At 62.2% G+C, this 18,208-nt stretch carries 18 protein-coding genes; 10 read left to right on the top strand and 8 right to left on the bottom strand.

Translation table 11 applies throughout. The features are described 5' to 3' along the window. Window positions 1-231 precede the first annotated feature (231 nt). Both osmE and IFT44_RS12690 read left to right on the top strand, forming a co-directional pair. Window positions 232-579 (top strand): osmotically-inducible lipoprotein OsmE, encoded by a 348-nt coding sequence (osmE, locus tag IFT44_RS12695; RefSeq protein WP_122480337.1) that lies wholly within the window; start codon window positions 232-234, stop codon window positions 577-579. A 169-nt stretch (window positions 580-748) separates the two neighbouring features. Further along, on the top strand, window positions 749-1,288 hold the full coding sequence (locus tag IFT44_RS12690; protein ID WP_122480338.1) for a ferritin-like domain-containing protein: 540 nt from the start codon (window positions 749-751) through the stop codon (window positions 1,286-1,288). A gap of 439 nt (window positions 1,289-1,727) precedes the next feature. On the opposite strand, the gene IFT44_RS12685 is transcribed toward IFT44_RS12690, so the two are convergent. Further along, window positions 1,728-3,800, bottom strand: coding sequence for an AsmA family protein (locus IFT44_RS12685; protein WP_185795295.1), 2,073 nt, complete (start codon window positions 3,798-3,800; stop codon window positions 1,728-1,730). 505 nt (window positions 3,801-4,305) lie between these two features. Between IFT44_RS12685 and IFT44_RS12680 the strand changes: the two genes are divergently transcribed. From IFT44_RS12680 to IFT44_RS12650, 7 genes are all read left to right on the top strand, one after another. Further along, window positions 4,306-4,764 (top strand): hypothetical protein, encoded by a 459-nt coding sequence (locus IFT44_RS12680; protein ID WP_192175981.1) that lies wholly within the window; start codon window positions 4,306-4,308, stop codon window positions 4,762-4,764. 147 nt (window positions 4,765-4,911) lie between these two features. Then, window positions 4,912-5,538 (top strand): TetR family transcriptional regulator, encoded by a 627-nt coding sequence (locus IFT44_RS12675; RefSeq protein WP_192059085.1) that lies wholly within the window; start codon window positions 4,912-4,914, stop codon window positions 5,536-5,538. 158 nt (window positions 5,539-5,696) lie between these two features. Then, entirely contained in the window at window positions 5,697-6,197 is a 501-nt protein-coding gene (gene ureE / locus IFT44_RS12670) for an urease accessory protein UreE (protein WP_122480342.1), read from the top strand. After that, window positions 6,194-6,868 (top strand): urease accessory protein UreF, encoded by a 675-nt coding sequence (locus tag IFT44_RS12665; RefSeq protein WP_192175980.1) that lies wholly within the window; start codon window positions 6,194-6,196, stop codon window positions 6,866-6,868. Before ureE ends, IFT44_RS12665 begins: the two co-directional genes overlap by 4 nt. 10 nt (window positions 6,869-6,878) lie before the next feature. Then, window positions 6,879-7,493 (top strand): urease accessory protein UreG, encoded by a 615-nt coding sequence (gene ureG / locus IFT44_RS12660; RefSeq protein ID WP_122480344.1) that lies wholly within the window; start codon window positions 6,879-6,881, stop codon window positions 7,491-7,493. 57 nt (window positions 7,494-7,550) lie between these two features. Further along, the gene (locus IFT44_RS12655; protein ID WP_122480345.1) at window positions 7,551-8,123 is read left to right on the top strand and encodes a HupE/UreJ family protein; all 573 of its coding nucleotides are present in this window, start codon (window positions 7,551-7,553) and stop codon (window positions 8,121-8,123) included. Between the two features lie 93 nt (window positions 8,124-8,216). Beyond that, window positions 8,217-9,305 carry an AGE family epimerase/isomerase gene (locus tag IFT44_RS12650; protein WP_192175979.1) on the top strand — a complete coding sequence of 363 codons (1,089 nt, stop codon included), beginning with the start codon at window positions 8,217-8,219 and terminating at the stop codon, window positions 9,303-9,305. A 12-nt stretch (window positions 9,306-9,317) separates the two neighbouring features. Here IFT44_RS12650 and IFT44_RS12645 read toward each other — a convergent pair whose 3' ends face one another. From IFT44_RS12645 to IFT44_RS12620, 6 genes are all read right to left on the bottom strand, one after another. Next, window positions 9,318-10,085, bottom strand: a complete 768-nt coding sequence (locus IFT44_RS12645; RefSeq protein ID WP_122480347.1) for an SDR family oxidoreductase — start codon at window positions 10,083-10,085, stop codon at window positions 9,318-9,320. A 729-nt stretch (window positions 10,086-10,814) separates the two neighbouring features. Further along, window positions 10,815-11,531 carry an ABC transporter ATP-binding protein gene (locus tag IFT44_RS12640; RefSeq protein ID WP_122480348.1) on the bottom strand — a complete coding sequence of 239 codons (717 nt, stop codon included), beginning with the start codon at window positions 11,529-11,531 and terminating at the stop codon, window positions 10,815-10,817. Then, the gene (locus IFT44_RS12635) at window positions 11,528-12,403 is read right to left on the bottom strand and encodes an ABC transporter ATP-binding protein (protein WP_122480349.1); all 876 of its coding nucleotides are present in this window, start codon (window positions 12,401-12,403) and stop codon (window positions 11,528-11,530) included. The genes IFT44_RS12640 and IFT44_RS12635 overlap by 4 nt, the downstream gene beginning before the upstream one ends. Further along, complete coding sequence (gene livM / locus IFT44_RS12630; RefSeq protein WP_122480350.1) at window positions 12,400-13,704, bottom strand: high-affinity branched-chain amino acid ABC transporter permease LivM; 1,305 nt, start codon at window positions 13,702-13,704, stop codon at window positions 12,400-12,402. The genes IFT44_RS12635 and livM overlap by 4 nt, the downstream gene beginning before the upstream one ends. A gap of 2 nt (window positions 13,705-13,706) precedes the next feature. Continuing rightward, window positions 13,707-14,621, bottom strand: coding sequence for an ABC transporter permease subunit (locus IFT44_RS12625; protein ID WP_122480658.1), 915 nt, complete (start codon window positions 14,619-14,621; stop codon window positions 13,707-13,709). Between the two features lie 144 nt (window positions 14,622-14,765). After that, a complete protein-coding gene (locus IFT44_RS12620; RefSeq protein WP_122480351.1) occupies window positions 14,766-15,902 on the bottom strand; it encodes a branched-chain amino acid ABC transporter substrate-binding protein in 1,137 nt (378 codons plus the stop codon). 496 nt (window positions 15,903-16,398) lie between these two features. Between IFT44_RS12620 and pncB the strand changes: the two genes are divergently transcribed. Continuing rightward, window positions 16,399-17,598 carry a nicotinate phosphoribosyltransferase gene (gene pncB, locus IFT44_RS12615; RefSeq protein WP_185795302.1) on the top strand — a complete coding sequence of 400 codons (1,200 nt, stop codon included), beginning with the start codon at window positions 16,399-16,401 and terminating at the stop codon, window positions 17,596-17,598. A gap of 132 nt (window positions 17,599-17,730) precedes the next feature. Here the strand turns inward: pncB and azu are convergent, their stop codons facing one another. Next, window positions 17,731-18,180 (bottom strand): azurin, encoded by a 450-nt coding sequence (gene azu, locus IFT44_RS12610; RefSeq protein ID WP_122480353.1) that lies wholly within the window; start codon window positions 18,178-18,180, stop codon window positions 17,731-17,733. Between the last annotated feature and the right edge of the window lie 28 nt (window positions 18,181-18,208).

Below are 18,208 nucleotides of genomic sequence, written 5' to 3'. Positions count from 1 at the left end.
CAGAAGCGAGCGATTCGAAAGGACAGGCAGTCTGCCAGCGTTGTGAGCGAAGGGCCAGTAGGCGGACGCATGCCGAGCCCCGGCTAAATTGCGTCATTTGTTTTCCGCTACAGCCCGTCTTCAACGGCTCCGCAGACGCTTTGCTGCCTGAAAGATTTCAGAACTATCGCGCGGTCGATGCGCTCAAAGCATCACGGGGCCACTCACGGCCCATCGAAGGAGCGACTCCCCATGTACAAGCAATCCTTGGCAGCACTCTTTGCCGTAGCCGCGCTGGCTGGCTGTTCATCGAACACCACCGTGCAGAACCCGGTGGACTTCGTGACCTACCGTGACGCGCCTCTGGTCAAGCAGGTCGAGAAAGGCATGACCATGCAACAGGTGCTGGCCATCGGCGGCACGCCTTCGACCGTCGTTGCCGGCACTGCGAACTCCATGTACGGCACCTGCAATAACTACATCCTGACCCGTGAAGGCCATCAGCAGCCTTACTACGTGAGTTTCGACAGCTCTGGCCACGTCGCCACCAAGGGCTTCATGACTTGCGAGCAACGCAAGCTCAACGAAACCGCACCGTAACCCTGCCCCAGGCGGCTGACGAAAGGCCCTCCCCGGGCCATTTGTAATAAAACTTTTCGTCGCCGCCACGACTCACATCTGTGTAGCGAGACTTCTGTACCGATCCCGCCGGGCCCCGAATTCGGGGCAACAGAGCGCGACGGCCAAAACCGTATAGCTGGAGACGAACATGATCGACCTAGAAACTTCCAAATTGACTCCCGTCGATGTACTGCGTGCCCGTGCGCGCCAAGGTGTCGAGAACGGCGCGGTCACCGAAGGCTACGATGCCAACCGCGAAGAGATCATCAAGCTGCTCAACAGCTCGCTGGCGACAGAGCTGGTATGCGTGCTGCGCTACAAGCGCCATTACTTCATGGCCAGTGGTTTGAAGGCCAGCATTGCGGCCGACGAGTTCCTCGAGCACGCCAAACAGGAAGCCGAGCACGCCGACAAGCTGGCTGAACGTATCGTGCAGCTGGGCGGCGAGCCGGAGTTCAACCCGGACCTGCTGAGCAAGAATTCCCACGCCCAGTACGTGGCTGGCAACAGCCTGAAGGAAATGGTCTACGAAGACCTGGTGGCCGAGCGGATCGCCGTCGACAGCTACCGCGAAATCATCCAGTACATTGGCGACAAAGACCCTACCACTCGCCGTATCTTCGAAGACATCCTGGCTCAGGAAGAAGAACACGCCGATGACATGGCGGACATCTACGGCTCGCTGTAACAACCTGCCGCAAGTCCCAAGCCAGAACTCAGGTTCTGGCTTTTTTGTGCCTGACGGCCGCGTCAGCGGAGATGTGTTTCAACTGATACACCGCAGGGCCCGTTTCGCGGCCGATGACCGCTCCTACAGGAGTACCGCGCATGCTTGTAGGAGCGGTCCGTGGCCGCGAAGGGCGCGCCTCAATTCACCTGATACACCGCAAGGCCCGTTTCGCGGCCGATGACCGCTCCTACAGGAGTACCGCGCCTGCTTGTAGGAGCGGTCCGTGGCCGCGAAGGGCGCGCCTCAATTCACCTGATACACCGCAAGGCCCGTTTCGCGGCCGATGACCGCTCCTACAGGAGTACCGCAACCCATGTAGGAGCGGTCCGTGGCCGCGAAGGGCGCGACTTGGTTCAACCGGCGCGTCGCAGCGCTCGGGAGCACCCCTCGAACCCTCTCAGGAAGCAGGCACGGTCTTGGGCGCCTTGCCCGACTTCATCTGTTCGAGCAATGGCGTGCACTGATTCGGCTCACCGCCACTAGGCGCGACCAGTGCCAGCAACCCGGCCGCCGGCCCGATGGTAGCGCCCAGCGCAATCATGCCCGCGCCGCGCAGCAGCAGTGGCACGGCTTGCACCCCGGCATTGGGCTTGGCGAACGGGCCGCGCACATACAACGGCGAGCGCAGCGACAGCAGGCGGAAGCCCTTCGATTCCGGCGATATTTTCAGGTCCAGTTGTTCCTGCTTGAAATTCACCGTGCCGTCGACGTAGATGATCGCGTTCTCGGTATCGAAAACGAACAGATCGGTGCTGGCCAGCCCGTTCTTGATGCCCAGCGAGGCCGCCGCACAGTTGATTTCCACTTCCTTGTCGCCGAAAATCTTGCCCACCAGGTAGTTACCGACATTGAGCCCGGCAATTTCCATCAGGTCGCGGCTCACGGCGCCATCATTGACCAGCATCTTCAAATTGCCATCTGCCGAACCCAGTAGCGCTGCGACTGAATTACCGGTACCGGTGATGTCGGCATCGCCGTTGAGCTGGCCGAAGCTGGTGCGCATGGGTTCGAACGTGGGAAACAGCTGCTTGAGCTGAAACCCGCGGGCGGTCAGTTTGGCCCTGCCCTGCAACGGCGTAGTGCGCCCGTTCAGCGAGATCTGTGCATCCAGCTTGCCGCCGGCCACGCCAAAGCGCAGAGGTTCCAGGCGCAGGTTGCCGTCGTTCAACACCACATGGGTGTACAGATCGGTGAACGGCAACTCTTCGCTGTGGACGATCTTGCGTCCGGTAAATTCGACATCGGCGTCCATGGCACGCCAGCGGTCGGTCTTGAACTCTTCGACTGGCAACACCTTGCCGGTGGGTTGCTTGCTTGCGCCGCCACGAGCCTTCTGCTCGGTATTGGAGTCAGCGCCGATCAAAGGCTTGAGGTCGGCAAACAGCAACTGGTTCGAGACCAGCGCGCCGCTCAGCTTGGGCCTTGGCTGACTGGCGACGAAGCCCAGATCACCATGGATGTCGCTGTTGCCGATCTTGCCGTTGAAGCCTTCATAGCGGAACGACGCGCCGCCGGGCTCGTGCAGTTTGACCAGCAAGTGCCCGTCGGTTTCGTACGCAGGCGAATCCGGCAGGGTCACCCCGGTCAGTGGATACAGGTTGCCCAGGCTGCTGCCACTCAGGCGCAGGCGCAGGTCAAGGGCACCGAGATTGCGTGGGTCGGTCAGGGTACCGGCAACCGCTGCGCGGGTATCGGCAATGCGCACGTCGACCTGCACTGGAAACGGTCGCGTTGCATCCTGCAGCGCCAGCAGCCCGCCGATCTTGCCCGACCCCGACAGCGGCAGGTCCTTGTAGCGGCCATCGACCTTGAAGCCGAAGGCATAATCCTGGGCACTGGCGCCCTGGTCGGCGACTTTCTTGGCCGCACCGCTGCCGACGATATCGCTGAACGCGATGGGCTTGCCCAATGGATCGATCAACACCTTGACCGAGGTCTTGAGCGTCTGGTCGTCGAAAGCCACTACGCCTTTGTCGAAGCCTATGGCACCGATGTCCATGACCCACTTGGAGGGCTCGGCATCGGGGTCTTTTTCGTCGAACTGAAAGGTCCAGTTGGCGCGCCCATCCGCCAGGCGCTGCAGGGCTACGTCGGGCCCGGTCAGGTCGATACGCGGTATGACCACCCGCTGGGCCAGCAAAGGCAAGGGCGAAAGACGAAACTCGACCTTCTGCAGGCTCGCCATCTGGGGCTTCTGCGACCAGTCGGGGTTGCCCAGGGTGATGTCCTGGGCGACGAAGCGCGGCCATGGCACCCAGGCACGCCAGCCGCCCTCATCCGTTTCGCGCTGCCAATGCACAGCCAGGTCGCCATTGATGGCGAAAGGGCGATGCAGGGCTTCGGACACTTTTTCGTTGAGCGTGGGCTTGATTCGATTCCAATCGAAGGTGGCGATCACCACCACCAATATCACCAGCAGGACCAACAGGCTGCCCAGGGTCCAGGCGATGATTTTACGTGGGCGCGTCATTGCGGGCTCCTTGAGACTGCGTGCTCCCGCGAGCACAGGGGGTGCTACCTAACAAGGGTAGGACTGATAAACGCCTCGAGGGTTTAGTTTTTGGCTTTTTCGAGCCCGGACGCGAGCCGCTTCAACGGCGGATGCGTTGTGCCTGATGCAATGCGATGAACCCGGACGCGGCTTGCGCCGCTGCTACAGGGATCGCGGTCTACTCCCTGTAGCAGCGGCGCAAGCCGCGTCAGCGGTGCATGCGATCCGCCTGACACAACGCGTCCAATGCAGAAGCAACATGCTTCTTCCACTATCAACGTTACCGATGGTGACGCTCGACAACGGTGCTCAGGGCCCGAGAATTCACTGTGCTGGTGCACTGAAACCCTCGATCTAGAGCCCTCGCGGCAAAACATCATTTTCGTTGATTGTTACCATTGCCTTTATGAACTTTTCTATCGAATTTCAAAGAGTAGCATTGGCTCTGTACCCAATTACTGCCCTCCCAAGGAGCGCCACCATCATGAAACGCCAATTGCTGCTTTCCCTGACTCTCTCGGTCCTCGCTGCCAACGCCTTCGCCATGCCAGCCGCCGATCAAAGTGTTTCCGCCGAACTGCGTTCCAGCGCTGCCAGCTTCAGCCAGCCCTACCTGGCGGAAGACGGTTCCGACCGCACCCCACAAGGCGCTGTCGCCGAGAACGGCTCCGACCGCACGCCACAGGCTACTTTCGCTGAAGACGGTTCGGATCGCACGCCACAAGGCACCTTCGCCGAGAACGGCTCCGACCGCACGCCACAGGCCACGTTCGCTGAAGACGGTTCGGATCGCACCCCACAAGGCACCTTCGCCGAGAACGGCTCCGACCGCACGCCACAGGCTACTTTCGCTGAAGACGGTTCGGATCGCACCCCACAAGGCACCTTCGCCGAGAACGGCTCGCAGCGTCTGCTCGATCGTCAAGACCAAGCCAACGCATGAGACAGTGGTTTGAGGTATCCGACGAAGCCCGGCCTCCCCAAGCCGGGCTTGCCGCCCCCGCGTAATCCATCGCTGCACCCGCTTGGTTCGACGCCCCGCCTGTCAATTTGCTAGAGTTCTTCGCTGTCCTTCACAGAAGCTCCGTCGATGTTGCCTCGCGCCGAACAGAAACAGCAGACCCGTCTCGCCCTCCTCGAAGCTGCACGCCAACTGATGGCGGCCGGTCGAGGCTTCGGCAGTATCAGCCTGCGCGAAGTCGCCAAGGCTGCTGGCATCGTACCCACCGGTTTCTATCGCCATTTCGACGACATGGATCAGCTCGGCCTGGCCCTGGTCAACGAAGTCGACGCCACGTTCCGCGCTACGCTCCGCCTGGTTCGTCACCATGAAATAGTGGTCGGCGGCCTCACGGCGGCTTCCGTCCGCATCTTTCTCGACGGAGTGGCTGCCAATCGCCCGCAATTCCTGTTCCTCGCCCGCGAGCAATACGGAGGGTCCCTGCCCGTGCGCCAGGCCATTGCCACTTTGCGCGCCGGCATCAGCGCCGACCTGGCCACCGATCTGGGGTCCATGCCCAAATGGCAGCACCTGAGCAGCGCGTCACTGCAGGTGATGGCCGACCTTGTCGTCAAGGCCGTGTTTGCCACGCTTCCCGAACTGATCGACCCACCCGCTGCCGACCTGCCAGCCCACCTGACCCCCGAGGCGAAGATCAGCCAGCAACTGCGCTTCATTTTCATCGGCGCCAAATACTGGAAAGGCCTCAACCAATAACTCGCTCGCCTCGAATTGGTGCGTCTCAAGCCGCTACGCACCGCACCAGTGCATTGCGCCGAGCCTCGTTCATCCTGATCCCGCAGCCCCGTTAGCTCACTACCGGTTGGCAAGACACTTGCTCTGCATTGGCCACTGCCCTTCAATGGAAACGTCCAATGCTGGTTATCCATCGCAGAATCGCGCCCGCAAGCCAATGGGCAGCCGAACTGCACCTCAACTTCGAAGCCCGCAGCAAGAGTCGCCTGCGCTGTTTCAGTGCCGAAGGTGAAGACGTCGGCCTGTTTCTGGAACGCGGTCAACCTCCGTTGCACGACGGTGAATGCCTGCAGGCCGAGGACGGCCGCGTGGTGCGGGTCTGCGCGCGTCCCGAGGCGCTGCTTCATGTCACCTGCAGCAGCGCCTTCGAGCTGACTCGCGCCGCCTACCATCTGGGCAACCGCCACGTGGCCCTGCAAGTGGGTGACGGCTGGCTGCGCCTGCTCGACGACTACGTGCTCAAGGCCATGCTCGAACAACTCGGCGCCCAGACCCAGCCCCTGCTGGCACCTTTTCATCCCGAACATGGCGCCTATGGCGGTGGTCATCACCACTCGCGCCATGGCGAGGAAGACTTCAACTACGCGCCCAAACTGCACCAGTTCGGCGTGCGCACGTGAACAACGCCTGGGCCCTGCTGCGCCTGGCCAGCCCGCAACTGCCGATCGGTGGCTACAGCTACTCGCAGGGCCTGGAGATGGCCGTGGAAAACGGCACGGTGGCCGATGCGCAAAGCGCCCATCGCTGGATCGCCGACCAACTGCTGCTCAACCTGGCCCGTTTCGAGGCGCCCCTGCTGCTGGCCCACTGCGTGGCTGCCGCCGAAGAGGACTGGGGACAACTGCTGGAGCTAGGTGCCGAACATCGCGCGAGCCGCGAAACCCGCGAACTGCAACTCGAAAGCCGGCAAATGGGCTATTCGCTCAAGCAACTGCTGCTCGGCCTTGCCGAACTGGACATTACGGCCCGCCACTATCTGGCTCAGATCGAAGAGCCCCACCTGGCCCTGGGCTGGGCACTGGCCGCGCGCGCCTGGAACATCCCTGCGCAGGACGCCCTTGCGGCCTGGCTGTGGAGTTGGCTGGAAAACCAGTTGGCGGTGCTCATGAAGACCCTGCCCCTGGGCCAGCAGGCTGCTCAGCGACTTACCACACAACTGCTGCCGACGCTGCAGCAGGCCCAGTTCGCAGCCACCGAACTGGATCCCCGACACTACGGCAGCGCCGCTTTCGGCCTGTCATTGGCGAGCATGGCCCACGAGCGCCAGTACAGCCGCCTGTTCCGTTCCTAGGAGAGTCACCATGAATACCCAACCCCTGCGTGTCGGTATCGGAGGCCCGGTAGGCTCTGGCAAGACCGCGCTGACCCTGGCCTTGTGCCTGGCCCTGCGCGAGCGCTACAACCTGGCCGTGGTCACCAACGATATCTACACCCGCGAAGACGCCGACTTCCTGGTACGCAACCAGGCCCTGGCGCCCGAGCGCATCATCGGTGTGGAAACCGGTGGCTGCCCGCACACCGCCATCCGCGAAGACGCCTCCATCAATCTGGAAGCCGTGGACCAGCTCAACCGGCGCTTTCCGGGCCTGGACCTGATCCTCGTGGAATCGGGTGGGGACAACCTGTCCGCCACCTTCAGCCCCGAGCTGTCGGACCTGACCATCTACGTGATCGACGTGTCCGCCGGCGACAAGCTGCCGCGCAAGGGCGGCCCTGGCATCTGCAAGTCCGACCTGCTGGTGATCAACAAGATCGACCTGGCGCCGCTGGTAGGGGCCTCGTTGGAAATGATGGACAGCGACACCCGACGCATGCGCGGCGACAAGCCGTTCGTCTTCAGCAACCAGAAGACCGGTCAGGGCCTGGAACAGATCATTGCCTTCATCGAACGCCAAGGCCTGCTCGACGCCGCCTGAACCCTGCGCACCCTTGCCCGCAACTACCGTGAACACGACGATAAGGAACAGACCCGCATGACCTTCAAGACGCTTCTCACCTGCGCAGCCCTGCTGCTGACACCGGCGGTGGCCTTCGCTCATCCGGGACACGGCGACAATGGCCTGCTGGCCGGCATCGGTCACCCCCTGGGTGGCCTCGACCACCTGCTGGCCATGCTCGCCGTCGGCCTGTGGGCGGCGCAGCAGCAAGGCGCGGCACGCTGGGCCCTGCCCTGCACCTTCGTCGGCACCATGCTGATCGGTGGCCTGCTGGGTTTTGCCGGCCTGCAACTGCCTGCACTGGAAAGCGGCATTGCCGCCTCGGTACTGGCCCTGGGCCTGGCCGTGGCACTGGCCGTGCGGCCACCGTTAGCCTTGGCGGTGGTGGCCACTGCGCTGTTCGCATTGTTCCACGGCGTCGCTCACGGCCTGGAATTGCCGGAGATGTCCAGCCCGGTTGCCTATGCTGCCGGTTTCGTCATGGCGACCGCAGCACTGCACGCGGCGGGTTATGCCGTCGTTCGGTTCCTGCCAACGGCAGCCGCGCCACTGGTACGCGTGGCCGGCGCACTGTCGGCCATGACCGGCGCATGGCTGCTTACCGGCTGATCGCGCCAGGCCCCCTGCCCAGGGGCCTTGTCTTGGGCGCCGTGGCCGACACCTGCTACCATGGCGCGCAAAACGCCTCCGATGATCCCGCCAATGCCCGACCCAACGCTGCACGCCGCCCTGGCGGCCACCCACGCGCACTTTCGCGAAATCGTATTGCCGTTGTGGCAAGGCGCCGGCTTCGATAGCGAACTCGGCCTGCCGTTCGAAGCGGTGAGCGCTGCCGGCCAGCCGTTGCCGGTGCAGCGCTACCGCGCCATGGCCTGCGCCCGCCAACTGTATGTCTTTTCCAGCCTGATCGAGCAACCCGGTGCGCGCGAACACGCCGCCACCCTGTTCCGTTCCCTGCAACGGCATTTCCACGACGCCGAACACGGCGGCTGGTTCTACAGCATCGACGCCCAGGGCCGCCCGCTGGATCGACGCAAGGATCTCTACACCCACGCGTTCATTGTCTTCGCCTGTGCGCACTACTGGGCCAAGGTGCGCGAACCGCTGGTGGAATCGGTGCTCAATGCCGCCCTGGAGGTCATCGCCACGCGCTTTTCCACAGATGATGGGCTCTACGAAGCCGTGCTAGGCGAAGACTGGGCCAACCTGGGCACCGGCCCCTTGCAGAACCCCTTGATGCACCTGGCCGAGGGCTTCCTGGCAACCCTGGCAGTGCGTGACGACCTACCCACGCAGAGGGCGCTGCAGGCCCTCTGCGAAGCGATGCAGGCGCGTTTCGTGGAGCCCGAACACGGGATCATGCTGGAGAAGCCGCGCGGAGCGGTGGATAACTGGTTCGAGCCCGGTCATCAGTTCGAATGGCTGTTCCTCGTGCAGACCTCACCGCTGTTGCAGGGCAGTGCGCTGCACCTTTCCCTGCAGTGCGCCTTCACCTATGCACAACGCACGGGCGTTCGGGACGGCGTGGTCATGAGCATGCTCACGCTCGACGGCCAGGTGCTGGACGCCACCCAGCGTATCTGGGCACAGGCCGAATACCTGCGGGCGCTGACCTTGCAGCCCGGTGCGGCGGTGGCCGCGCAGTTGCAGGTACTGCGCGAGCGCTTCCTGCACCCCGGCGGCTGGCACGAATGCCGCGATGGCACCGGGGTGGTCAGCCGCACCGACATGCCATCGACCACCCCCTACCACCTGCTGACCTGCTACCAGGGCCTGCAGGCGTTCCTCTGACGCCAGGGCCGATCAAGCCTTGCCTGGACGCTCCACGGCGAAGCCGGCCCACGATTGCGTGACCGGCATCACTTCCAGACTGTTGATGTTGATGTGCGCCGGCTGGGTCAGAATCCAGTGGATGGTTTCGGCGATGTCCTGCGGCTGGATCGGGTTGGCGCCGGCATAGGTGGCGTCGTAGCGTGCCTGATCGCCGCCGAAACGCACCAGTGAGAACTCGCTTTCGCACATCCCGGGTTCCAGGTTGGTGACGCGCACGCCGGTGCCCTGCAGGTCACAGCGCAGACTCAACGAGAATTGCCCGACGAAAGCCTTGGTGGCGCCGTACACATGGCTGCCGGGATACGGGTAATTGCCCGCCACCGAACCCAGGTTGACGATGGTAGCCCCCTTGCCGTGGGCAATCAGGCGCGGCAGCAACAGCCGCGTCGCGTAGATCAGGCCCTTGACGTTGGTATCGACCATGGTGTCCCAGTCGTCCAGGTCGCACTTGGGTGCAGGATCGGCACCCAAGGCCAGGCCGGCGTTGTTGACCAACCCGCTGATGCTGGCGAACTCCTCGGGCAACCCGGCAATCGCTGCCTCCATGGCCTTTCTGTCGCGCACATCGAGCACCAGCGGATGCACCCGCGTCTTTGCCGACAGCTCTTCGCTCAGCGCCATCAGGCGCTCTTCGCGACGGCCGGTGAGAATCAGCGACCAGCCTGCCTCGGCGAAACGTCGCGCGCAGGCTTCGCCAAATCCGGACGTGGCGCCAGTGATGAATACCGTGGAAGTCATGCGGGTCTCCTGCGGGGGTAGCCACGGAGCGTGCCCACGCAATGCGCAGGCCGTTCGAACCGTCGCCACCGTGAATGGGGTTTTGCAGAATGCCCGGCGTACGGGCCGTATGCAACTGATCAATAATCGAACAGCACCCGCAGACCCTTGTGGTTGCGGGTCCCAGTGCGGTTACCCGCAACTTATCCACAAGCCGTTCCACAGAGATTGGGGGCAACTCCCTTCTGCACGGCAACCCCGGAGGCCAAGCTGGCCGGGAGCCATTAGAATTTTTTGGCTTGACCGGTGGGGTGTATTGCGCATGCAGGTACGGCACTGCGTCTGCAGTGGTCATACGACCAAAGGCGCAACGCCAGTGAAACCGCCACTTTTCGAAGTATTTCCAAGGCTTGTTCACAGACTTATCCACAGCCTGTGCGGGTGCTGTCACTCTGATTGGCACGGTGGATAAAACAGTTGACAAAGCCCGTTCGCACGACTGTCCAACCTGCTGTGCGATTTTTGATCAGCTGACTGAAGGCCCCGTATACCGTGGCCTGCAGAGGTATACCACCAACTTGTCCACAACCGGTTCCACAGCAATTGGGGACAAGCCTGCTTTGTGGCATTTCGGTGACCAACAGTGGTTTTATGTCGCACTTTGACGCTGCAGCGAATTTGTTTTCCACAATTGGGCAGGGTGACGAAAAACGCCCCTGACGGGGCGTTCGGCAAGCCTTTCACGTCTGCTCAATGCCCTCCCAGATACGCGTTGCGCACCTCGTCGTTGCTCAACAACTCACGCCCCGTGCCGGTCAGACGGATCTCGCCGTTGACCATCACATAGGCACGGTCGGAAAGCCGCAGGGCGTGGTTGGCGTTCTGCTCGACCAGGAAGATGGTCATGCCGCCCTGGGCCAGCTCGCGCAGGGTCGAGAAGATCTGCTTGACCACGATCGGCGCCAGCCCCAGCGACGGCTCGTCGAGCAGCAACAGCTTGGGCCGGCTCATCAGCGCGCGCGCGATGGCCAGCATCTGCTGCTCGCCGCCGGACATGGTCATGGCGCGCTGATTGCGCCGTTCCTTGAGCCGTGGAAACAGCTCGAACATGCGCTGCATGTCTTCGCTCGAGTGCTTGTCGCCGATGGGGATGGTACCCATCATCAGGTTTTCTTCCACCGACATGTCGGGAAACACCCGACGGCCTTCCGGCGACTGGGCAATGCCGTTGGAAGCGATGTAGTGGGACGACTTCTGGGTGATGTCGGTACCCCGGTAGATGATCTGCCCCGCACTGGCGCGCGGCTGGCCGAAAATCGACATCAACAGCGTCGACTTGCCCGCGCCATTGGAACCGATCAGGCTGACCGTCTCGCCCTCGTTGATGTGCAGCGAGACTTTCTTCAGCGCCTGGATCGGGCCGTAGTGAACGTCGATCTCCTTCATTTCGAGGATGGGCGTACTCATACCAGCTCCTCCTCTTCGGCACCCAGGTAGGCGGCGATCACCTTGGGGTCGTTGCGGATCTGCTCCGGCCCGCCCTTGGCGATCACATTGCCATGGTCCAGTACCACGATGTCGTCGGAAATGCTCATCACCATGCCCATGTCGTGTTCGATCAGCACCACCGTCATGTCGTGCTCGTCACGCAGCAGGCGGATCATGCCGCTCAGGGCCTCGGTTTCCTGCGGGTTGAGGCCCGCCGCCGGTTCGTCCAGGCAGATCACCTGGGGCCGCGTGCACATGGCCCGGGCGATCTCCAGACGCCGTTGCTGGCCGTAGGAAAGCTCACCGGCCAAGCGGTTGGCGCAGTTCACCAGGTCCACCACTTCCAGCCAGTAGAACGCGGTCTTGATAGCGTCCTCTTCGGCCTTGCGATAACCACGGGTGTTGAGGATGCCTGCCAGCATGTTGCGGTTGACCCACATGTGCTGGGCGACCAGCAGGTTTTCCAGCACCGACATTTCCTTGAACAGACGAATGTTCTGGAAGGTCCGGGCCAGCCCGGCGCGGTTCACCAGGTGAGTCCCGCCGAACATCTTGTACCAGACCCGGCTGGCGAAGCTGCGTGGCGAGACGAAATCGGTGGCCTGGAACGGCTCGCCCAGCAACTTGATGACATTGGTCTTCTGGCCGCGAGCGTTCAGTTCGATACGTCCACCGGTGGCCTTGTAGAACCCGGTGAGACAGTTGAAGACGGTGGTCTTGCCGGCGCCGTTGGGGCCGATCAAGGCGAAGATCGAGTTGCGCCGGACCTGCAGGCTGACATCGCTCAAGGCCTTGATGCCACCGAAATGCATCATCAACTTCTCGACCGACAGAATGACTTCGTTACTCATGGCGTAGTCCCCTTGGCGTCGATCAATGCGCCCTTGACTGGCTTGATGCCGGTACGGCTGATACGGATCAGGCCACGTGGCCGCCAGATCATCATCAGTACCATCAATACGCCAAACAGCAATACTCGGTACTCGGAGAAACTGCGCAGCAGCTCCGGGGCCACGGTCAGTACGAAGGCAGCAATCACCACACCCACGGTGGAGCCCATGCCGCCCAGCACGACGATGGCAAGGATCAGCGCCGACTCGAAGAAGGTGAACGAGGTCGGGTTGACGAAGCCCTGGTAGCTGGCGAAGAACACCCCGGCCAGGCCTGCGGTGGAGGCACCGATGGTGAAGGCCGAAAGCTTGACCAACACGTGGTTCAGGCCCATCGAGCGGCAGGCGATCTCGTCCTCGCGCAGGGCTTCCCAGGCACGCCCTACCGGCATGCGGGTGAGTCGATGCTTGACGTAGAGAACGGCCAGTACCACTAGGAACAGCACGGCGTAGATGAACAGGAATTTCAGGTCGGGGTTGTATTCGAAGCCGAAGTACTCGTGGATCGGCACCCCGCCGTCACGGGCGCGACGACCGAACTCCAGGCCGAAGAAGGTGGGCGAAGGTACCGGCACACCATTGGGACCGCCGGTGAACGACAACCAGTTGTTGAGCACCAGGCGAATGATTTCGCCGAAGCCCAAGGTCACGATGGCCAGGTAGTCCCCGTGCATTCGCAGCACCGGGAAACCCAGTATGCACCCCGCCAGCGCCGCCGCGATCGCAGCCAGCGGCAACGCCGACCAGAAGCCCAGGCCCAGGTACTGGTAGCCCAATGCGAGGCCGTAGGCGCCGATGGCATAGAACGCCACGTAGCCCAGGTCGAGCAGACCGGCCAGCCCGACCACGATGTTCAGGCCCAGGCCCAGCAACACATAGATCAACCCGAGAATGACCACGGTGAGGATGTATTTGTTGGCGAAGATGGGGAACACGATGGCGATCACGATCAGCGCTGGAATGATGAAGCGCAGCCGCGACTTGTAGTCCGGCGGCAGCACGTGCACGCCCGACCCCGAGCTTTCGAAGCTCTGGGAAATGCTGCGGCCACGCGGTGTCTGCAGGAACAGGCTGAGCAGGAAGCGCCCGGCCATCACCGCTGCCACCAGCCAGGCGACGCGGGCCGGTTGCAGGTTGAAGCTGTAGCCGTCGAGCACGATGCCGACGATGGGGCCGAACACGATCAGCGCCAGCAGGCCGGCAATGACCATGTCGACCAGGCTTTTCTTGATATCGATAGGTTTGGCAGTAGGTGCGGACATACTTATACCTTCGCCACGAGTGGGCGACCCAGCAGGCCTTGGGGACGGAAGATCAGGATCAGCACCAACAGGCCGAAGCTGAACACATCCTTGTAGTCGGAGTTGATCAAGCCGGAGAACTGCGATTCGGCAACCCCCAGTATCAGGCCACCGAGCATGGCGCCGGGCAATGAGCCGATGCCGCCCAGTACCGCTGCGGTGAACGCCTTGATGCCGATGATGAACCCGGCATAGAAGTCGAACGTGCCGTAGTTCATGGTGATCAACACGCCGGCCAGCGCTGCCATGGCCGCGCCGATGATGAACACATAGGAAATGACCCGGTCGGTGTTGATGCCCAGGATCGAGGCCATCTTGCGATCCTGCTGGGTGGCGCGGCACATGCGCCCAAGTTTGGTGAACTTGATGATGTAGGTCAGCACGCCCATGCCCACGAAGGCGGCAATGAGGATGAAGATCTTGGTGTAGGTGATCTGCACGAAACCGGTGCCCACTTCAAGGCGCCAGGCCCCTTCGAGCAGGGTCGGGACGCCTTGCTGGCGAGCGCCCTGGCTGATCTGCGCGTAGTTCTGCAGGATCAGCGATATGCCGATGGCGCTGATCAGCGGCGCCAGCCGGGTCGAGTTGCGCAGCGGCTTGTAGGCCACGCGCTCGATCACGAAGCCGTACACACCGGTCACCACGATGGTGAACACCAATGTGCCGAGGATCAGGAACGGAAAGGATTCGAGGCCGAAGAACGACAGCACGGCCAGGCCTATGGCGGCCAGGTAGGCGCTGATCATGTAAACGTCGCCGTGGGCAAAGTTGATCATGCCGATGATGCCATAGACCATGGTGTAGCCAATGGCGATCAAGCCGTACACCGACCCCAGGGTCAGGCCGTTGATCATTTGTTGCAGGAAGATACCGTCCATCATGCACTCTCACGAACGTCTGGAACCGCGCACCGCGCAAGGTGCGGACAGGCCTCGGCCCGCCCGCCACCTGTCAGGCGGTATTGAGGGAAACGTGGGCCATCCCAAGGGCGGCCCGGACTGGCATGCGCCAGTGCAAACGTCCTACTTCTGCTGTTCCAGCTGCTTGTACTTGCCCTCGGCGTTCCACTGGTAGACCACGTAGTCGGACACTTTCAGGTCACCCTTGGAGTCCCAGGCCTTCTCGCCCATGACGGTCTTGACCGGGTTGGCCTTCAGCCATTTGGCAGCCTCTTCGCCCTTGTTCGACTTGGCGCCGTTGAAGCCTGCAGCCAGGGCCTGCAACGAAGCGTAGGCGTACAGAGTGTAGCCCTCTGGCTCGTAGCCGGACTTGCGGAACTCCTCAACCACCGCCTTGCTGTCGGGCAGCATGCGCGGATCGGCGCCGAAGGTCATGTACACGCCGTCGACGTATTGCGCACCGCCAGCGGTGGTGACCAGTTCGTCGGTGACGATGCCGTCGTCGGACATGAACTTGACGTCCTTGAGGCCCTGTTCGCGCATCTGCCGAACCAGTGGCCCGGCTTCGGGGTGCAGGCCGCCGAAATACACCACATCGGCGCCGGTGGAGCGGATCTTGGTGACCAGGGCGCTGAAGTCTTTCTCGCCGCGGGTCAGGCCTTCTTCCAGCACCGGCTTGACACCGCGCTTGGTCAGCTGTGCCGAGGTGGCGTCGGCCAAGCCCTTGCCGTAGGTGTCCTTGTCGTTGATCACTGCGACTTTCTTGCCCTTGAGCACGTCGACGATGTAGTCGCCGGCCACGATGCCCTGCTGGTCGTCGCGACCGCACATGCGGAATACCGCCGGCAGGCCACGTTCGGTCACGGTCGGGTTGGTCGAGCCGGGGGTGATCATCAGCACGCCGGCGTCTGCATACACCTCGGATGCCGGAACGGTGGACGAGGAACAGAAGTGCCCCACCACCCCTGCGACCTTGTCCTGATCGGCCAGCCGGTTGGCGACGGCCACGGCCTGCTTCGGCTCGCAGGCGTCATCACCGGCAACCAGGACGATCTTTTCCCCATTCACGCCGCCGGCCTTGTTGATGGCATCGGCTGCCGCCTGTGCACCCTTCATGTACTGCTGACCGAACGATGCGTTGGCACCGGTCATCGGCCCTGCTACGCCGATCTTGATGTCGGCTTGAACAATCGACGAAGCGCCCAGCGCAGCTGCCACTGCGAGAGCCAGAAAACCTTTCCTGTAGAACGTCTGCGACATGAGTGGTGCTCCTGAATTTTTTTGGTTGGCACTACAGCTTCAGCGCATTGCTCAGAGCAAGGGCCGTGCCAGCGCATTTGCCCAACTTGCGCAGTTTTCATTTTCAGGAGCACTTCACTGCGCCGGAACCATTTTCTACAGGTCGTGCAACCGTCTGGCACGGGAATGGTGGAACCCGCAAAGAGTGCGGGTACAACCCGTATGCGCCATCATTGCAACCCCACGCAGCGCCCGTGGGCAACCACGCTGTAACCGCCGACGTAACCGAAGTGCACACTGTCGGTGCATAACCGCTACACCGCGCACCACAGGATCCTCCTGCAGTGCCGGGTGCAGGCCACTTCGCGTCTCTCTTCGCGGGCCCGCGCAAGGTACTGGCACGGGTCGCGCAGGGGAAGGCACGTCACATCCACCCGCACTCCAAAAAGCTGGCAGAATGTGCCCCTACTGTGCGCCACCGCCGTTCCAAATGAGGCACGCGGTTCTGGAGACCCTGATGAGCGAGAGCGTATTCGCCGATCGCATCGTGCAAAACCTGCTCGACACCGATCTTTACAAGTTGAGCATGATGCAGGCTGTACTGCACAACTACCCCAACGTCGATGTCGAGTGGGAGTTTCGTTGTCGCAACGGCGAAGACCTGCGGCCCTACCTGAACGACATTCGCGAACAGCTCGAGCAGCTCTCCGAATTGAGTCTGGGCCCGGACCAGCTGAGCTTTCTGGAAGGCATCAATTTCATGAAGCCCGACTTCCTGCGCTTCCTGGGTCTGTTTCGCTTCAACCTGCGCTACCTGAGCATCGGCATCGAGAACGACCAGCTGTTCATTCGCCTGCGCGGGCCGTGGCTGCATGTGATCCTGTTCGAAGTGCCACTGCTGGCCACGGTCAGCGAGGTACGCAATCGCATTCGCTATCCCGATGTGCTGCTCAGCCAGCCGCGGGAAAAACTCTACCGCAAGTTCGAATGGCTGCAGGCCAATGCCAGCAGCGAAGAGCTGGCCGAATTGCAGGTGGCCGACTTCGGCACTCGTCGACGCTTTTCCTACAAGGTGCAGGAGGAAGTGGTCACGGTGCTCAAGCACGAGTTTCCGGGGCGCTTCGTCGGCACCAGCAACATGCACTTGGCCCGTCAGCTGGATCTCAAGCCGCTGGGCACCATGGCCCATGAGTGGATCATGGCTCACCAGCAACTGGGGCCACGCTTGATCGACAGCCAGATCGCCGCACTCGATTGCTGGGTGCGCGAGTACCGTGGCCTGCTTGGCATCGCGCTCACCGACTGCATCACCATGGATGCGTTTCTGGGGGATTTCGACCTGTACTTCGCCAAGCTCTTCGATGGCTTGCGCCACGACTCGGGTGACCCGGTGGTCTGGGCGGAAAAGGCCATCGCCCACTACCGCAAGCTGGGCATCGATCCGATGACCAAGACCCTGGTGTTTTCCGATGGGCTGGACCTGCCCAAGTCCCTGCAGATATTTCGCGCACTGCGCGGGCGCATCAATGTGAGCTTCGGCATCGGCACCAACCTGACCTGCGACATTCCAGGCGTGGAACCCATGAACATCGTGCTGAAAATGACCGACTGCAACGGCCAGCCGGTGGCGAAGATTTCCGACGAAGCCGCCAAGACCCAATGCCGCGACCCCAATTTCGTCGCCTACCTGCGCCACGTGTTCAAGGTGCCTACTTGAAGCCAGTACACGCAATGGCGGACGTCCTGTAGGAGCGGTCCGTGGCCGCGAAAAGGTCAACGCGGTGAATCAGGCATACCGCGTCGCCTGCTTCGCGGCCGATGACCGCTCCTACGTGGTCGAAGCGAACACTCAATCGACCAGGGTCACCGCCCCCTTCATCATGGCCAGGTGACCCGGGAACGAGCAGAAGAACAGGTACTTCTGGTCCGCCGACAGTTTCGACACGTCGAACGACACCGAATCCTTCTCCCCGGCGCCGATGACCTTGGTGTACGCAATCACGCGCTCGTCGCCTTTCTTCAGGTAGCTGTTGTCGATGCCGGCACTCATGCCGTCCATGGCGATGCCGCGGGCATCGTCTTCCTTGCTCAGGACCCAGTTGTGGCCCATGACTTCCTTGGGCAGGCTGCCGGAGTGGGTCAGGTTGACCGTGAACGTCTTGCAGCTCTTGCTGATCTCGATAGCCTTGCTGCCGAAGGTCATCTGGTCGGTCGAATCGACGGTGGTCGAGCACTCGGCCGCCAGCAACTGACCGCTGGCCAGGGCAAGCACCGATACCGCTACAGCTTTTGCAAACATGTGAGTCTCCAGGCAGGGGAAATGGCTA

Origin of the sequence: Pseudomonas sp. CFBP 13710 (assembly GCF_014842235.1) — a bacterium.
Taxonomy (GTDB): domain Bacteria; phylum Pseudomonadota; class Gammaproteobacteria; order Pseudomonadales; family Pseudomonadaceae; genus Aquipseudomonas; species Aquipseudomonas baltica.
The sequence above is the reverse complement of the archived record's forward strand: the minus strand, read 5'-3'. Positions and strand labels throughout refer to the sequence as shown.

Coding starts and splice junctions, on each gene's coding strand:
- osmE (WP_122480337.1), top strand. CDS start 232: ATGTACAAGCAATCCTTGGCAGCACTCTTTGCCGTAGCCGCGCTGGCT.
- IFT44_RS12690 (WP_122480338.1), top strand. CDS start 749: ATGATCGACCTAGAAACTTCCAAATTGACTCCCGTCGATGTACTGCGT.
- IFT44_RS12685 (WP_185795295.1), bottom strand. CDS start 3,800: ATGACGCGCCCACGTAAAATCATCGCCTGGACCCTGGGCAGCCTGTTG.
- IFT44_RS12680 (WP_192175981.1), top strand. CDS start 4,306: ATGAAACGCCAATTGCTGCTTTCCCTGACTCTCTCGGTCCTCGCTGCC.
- IFT44_RS12675 (WP_192059085.1), top strand. CDS start 4,912: ATGTTGCCTCGCGCCGAACAGAAACAGCAGACCCGTCTCGCCCTCCTC.
- ureE (WP_122480342.1), top strand. CDS start 5,697: ATGCTGGTTATCCATCGCAGAATCGCGCCCGCAAGCCAATGGGCAGCC.
- ureG (WP_122480344.1), top strand. CDS start 6,879: ATGAATACCCAACCCCTGCGTGTCGGTATCGGAGGCCCGGTAGGCTCT.
- IFT44_RS12655 (WP_122480345.1), top strand. CDS start 7,551: ATGACCTTCAAGACGCTTCTCACCTGCGCAGCCCTGCTGCTGACACCG.
- IFT44_RS12650 (WP_192175979.1), top strand. CDS start 8,217: ATGCCCGACCCAACGCTGCACGCCGCCCTGGCGGCCACCCACGCGCAC.
- IFT44_RS12645 (WP_122480347.1), bottom strand. CDS start 10,085: ATGACTTCCACGGTATTCATCACTGGCGCCACGTCCGGATTTGGCGAA.
- IFT44_RS12640 (WP_122480348.1), bottom strand. CDS start 11,531: ATGAGTACGCCCATCCTCGAAATGAAGGAGATCGACGTTCACTACGGC.
- IFT44_RS12635 (WP_122480349.1), bottom strand. CDS start 12,403: ATGAGTAACGAAGTCATTCTGTCGGTCGAGAAGTTGATGATGCATTTC.
- livM (WP_122480350.1), bottom strand. CDS start 13,704: ATGTCCGCACCTACTGCCAAACCTATCGATATCAAGAAAAGCCTGGTC.
- IFT44_RS12625 (WP_122480658.1), bottom strand. CDS start 14,621: ATGGACGGTATCTTCCTGCAACAAATGATCAACGGCCTGACCCTGGGG.
- IFT44_RS12620 (WP_122480351.1), bottom strand. CDS start 15,902: ATGTCGCAGACGTTCTACAGGAAAGGTTTTCTGGCTCTCGCAGTGGCA.
- pncB (WP_185795302.1), top strand. CDS start 16,399: ATGAGCGAGAGCGTATTCGCCGATCGCATCGTGCAAAACCTGCTCGAC.
- azu (WP_122480353.1), bottom strand. CDS start 18,180: ATGTTTGCAAAAGCTGTAGCGGTATCGGTGCTTGCCCTGGCCAGCGGT.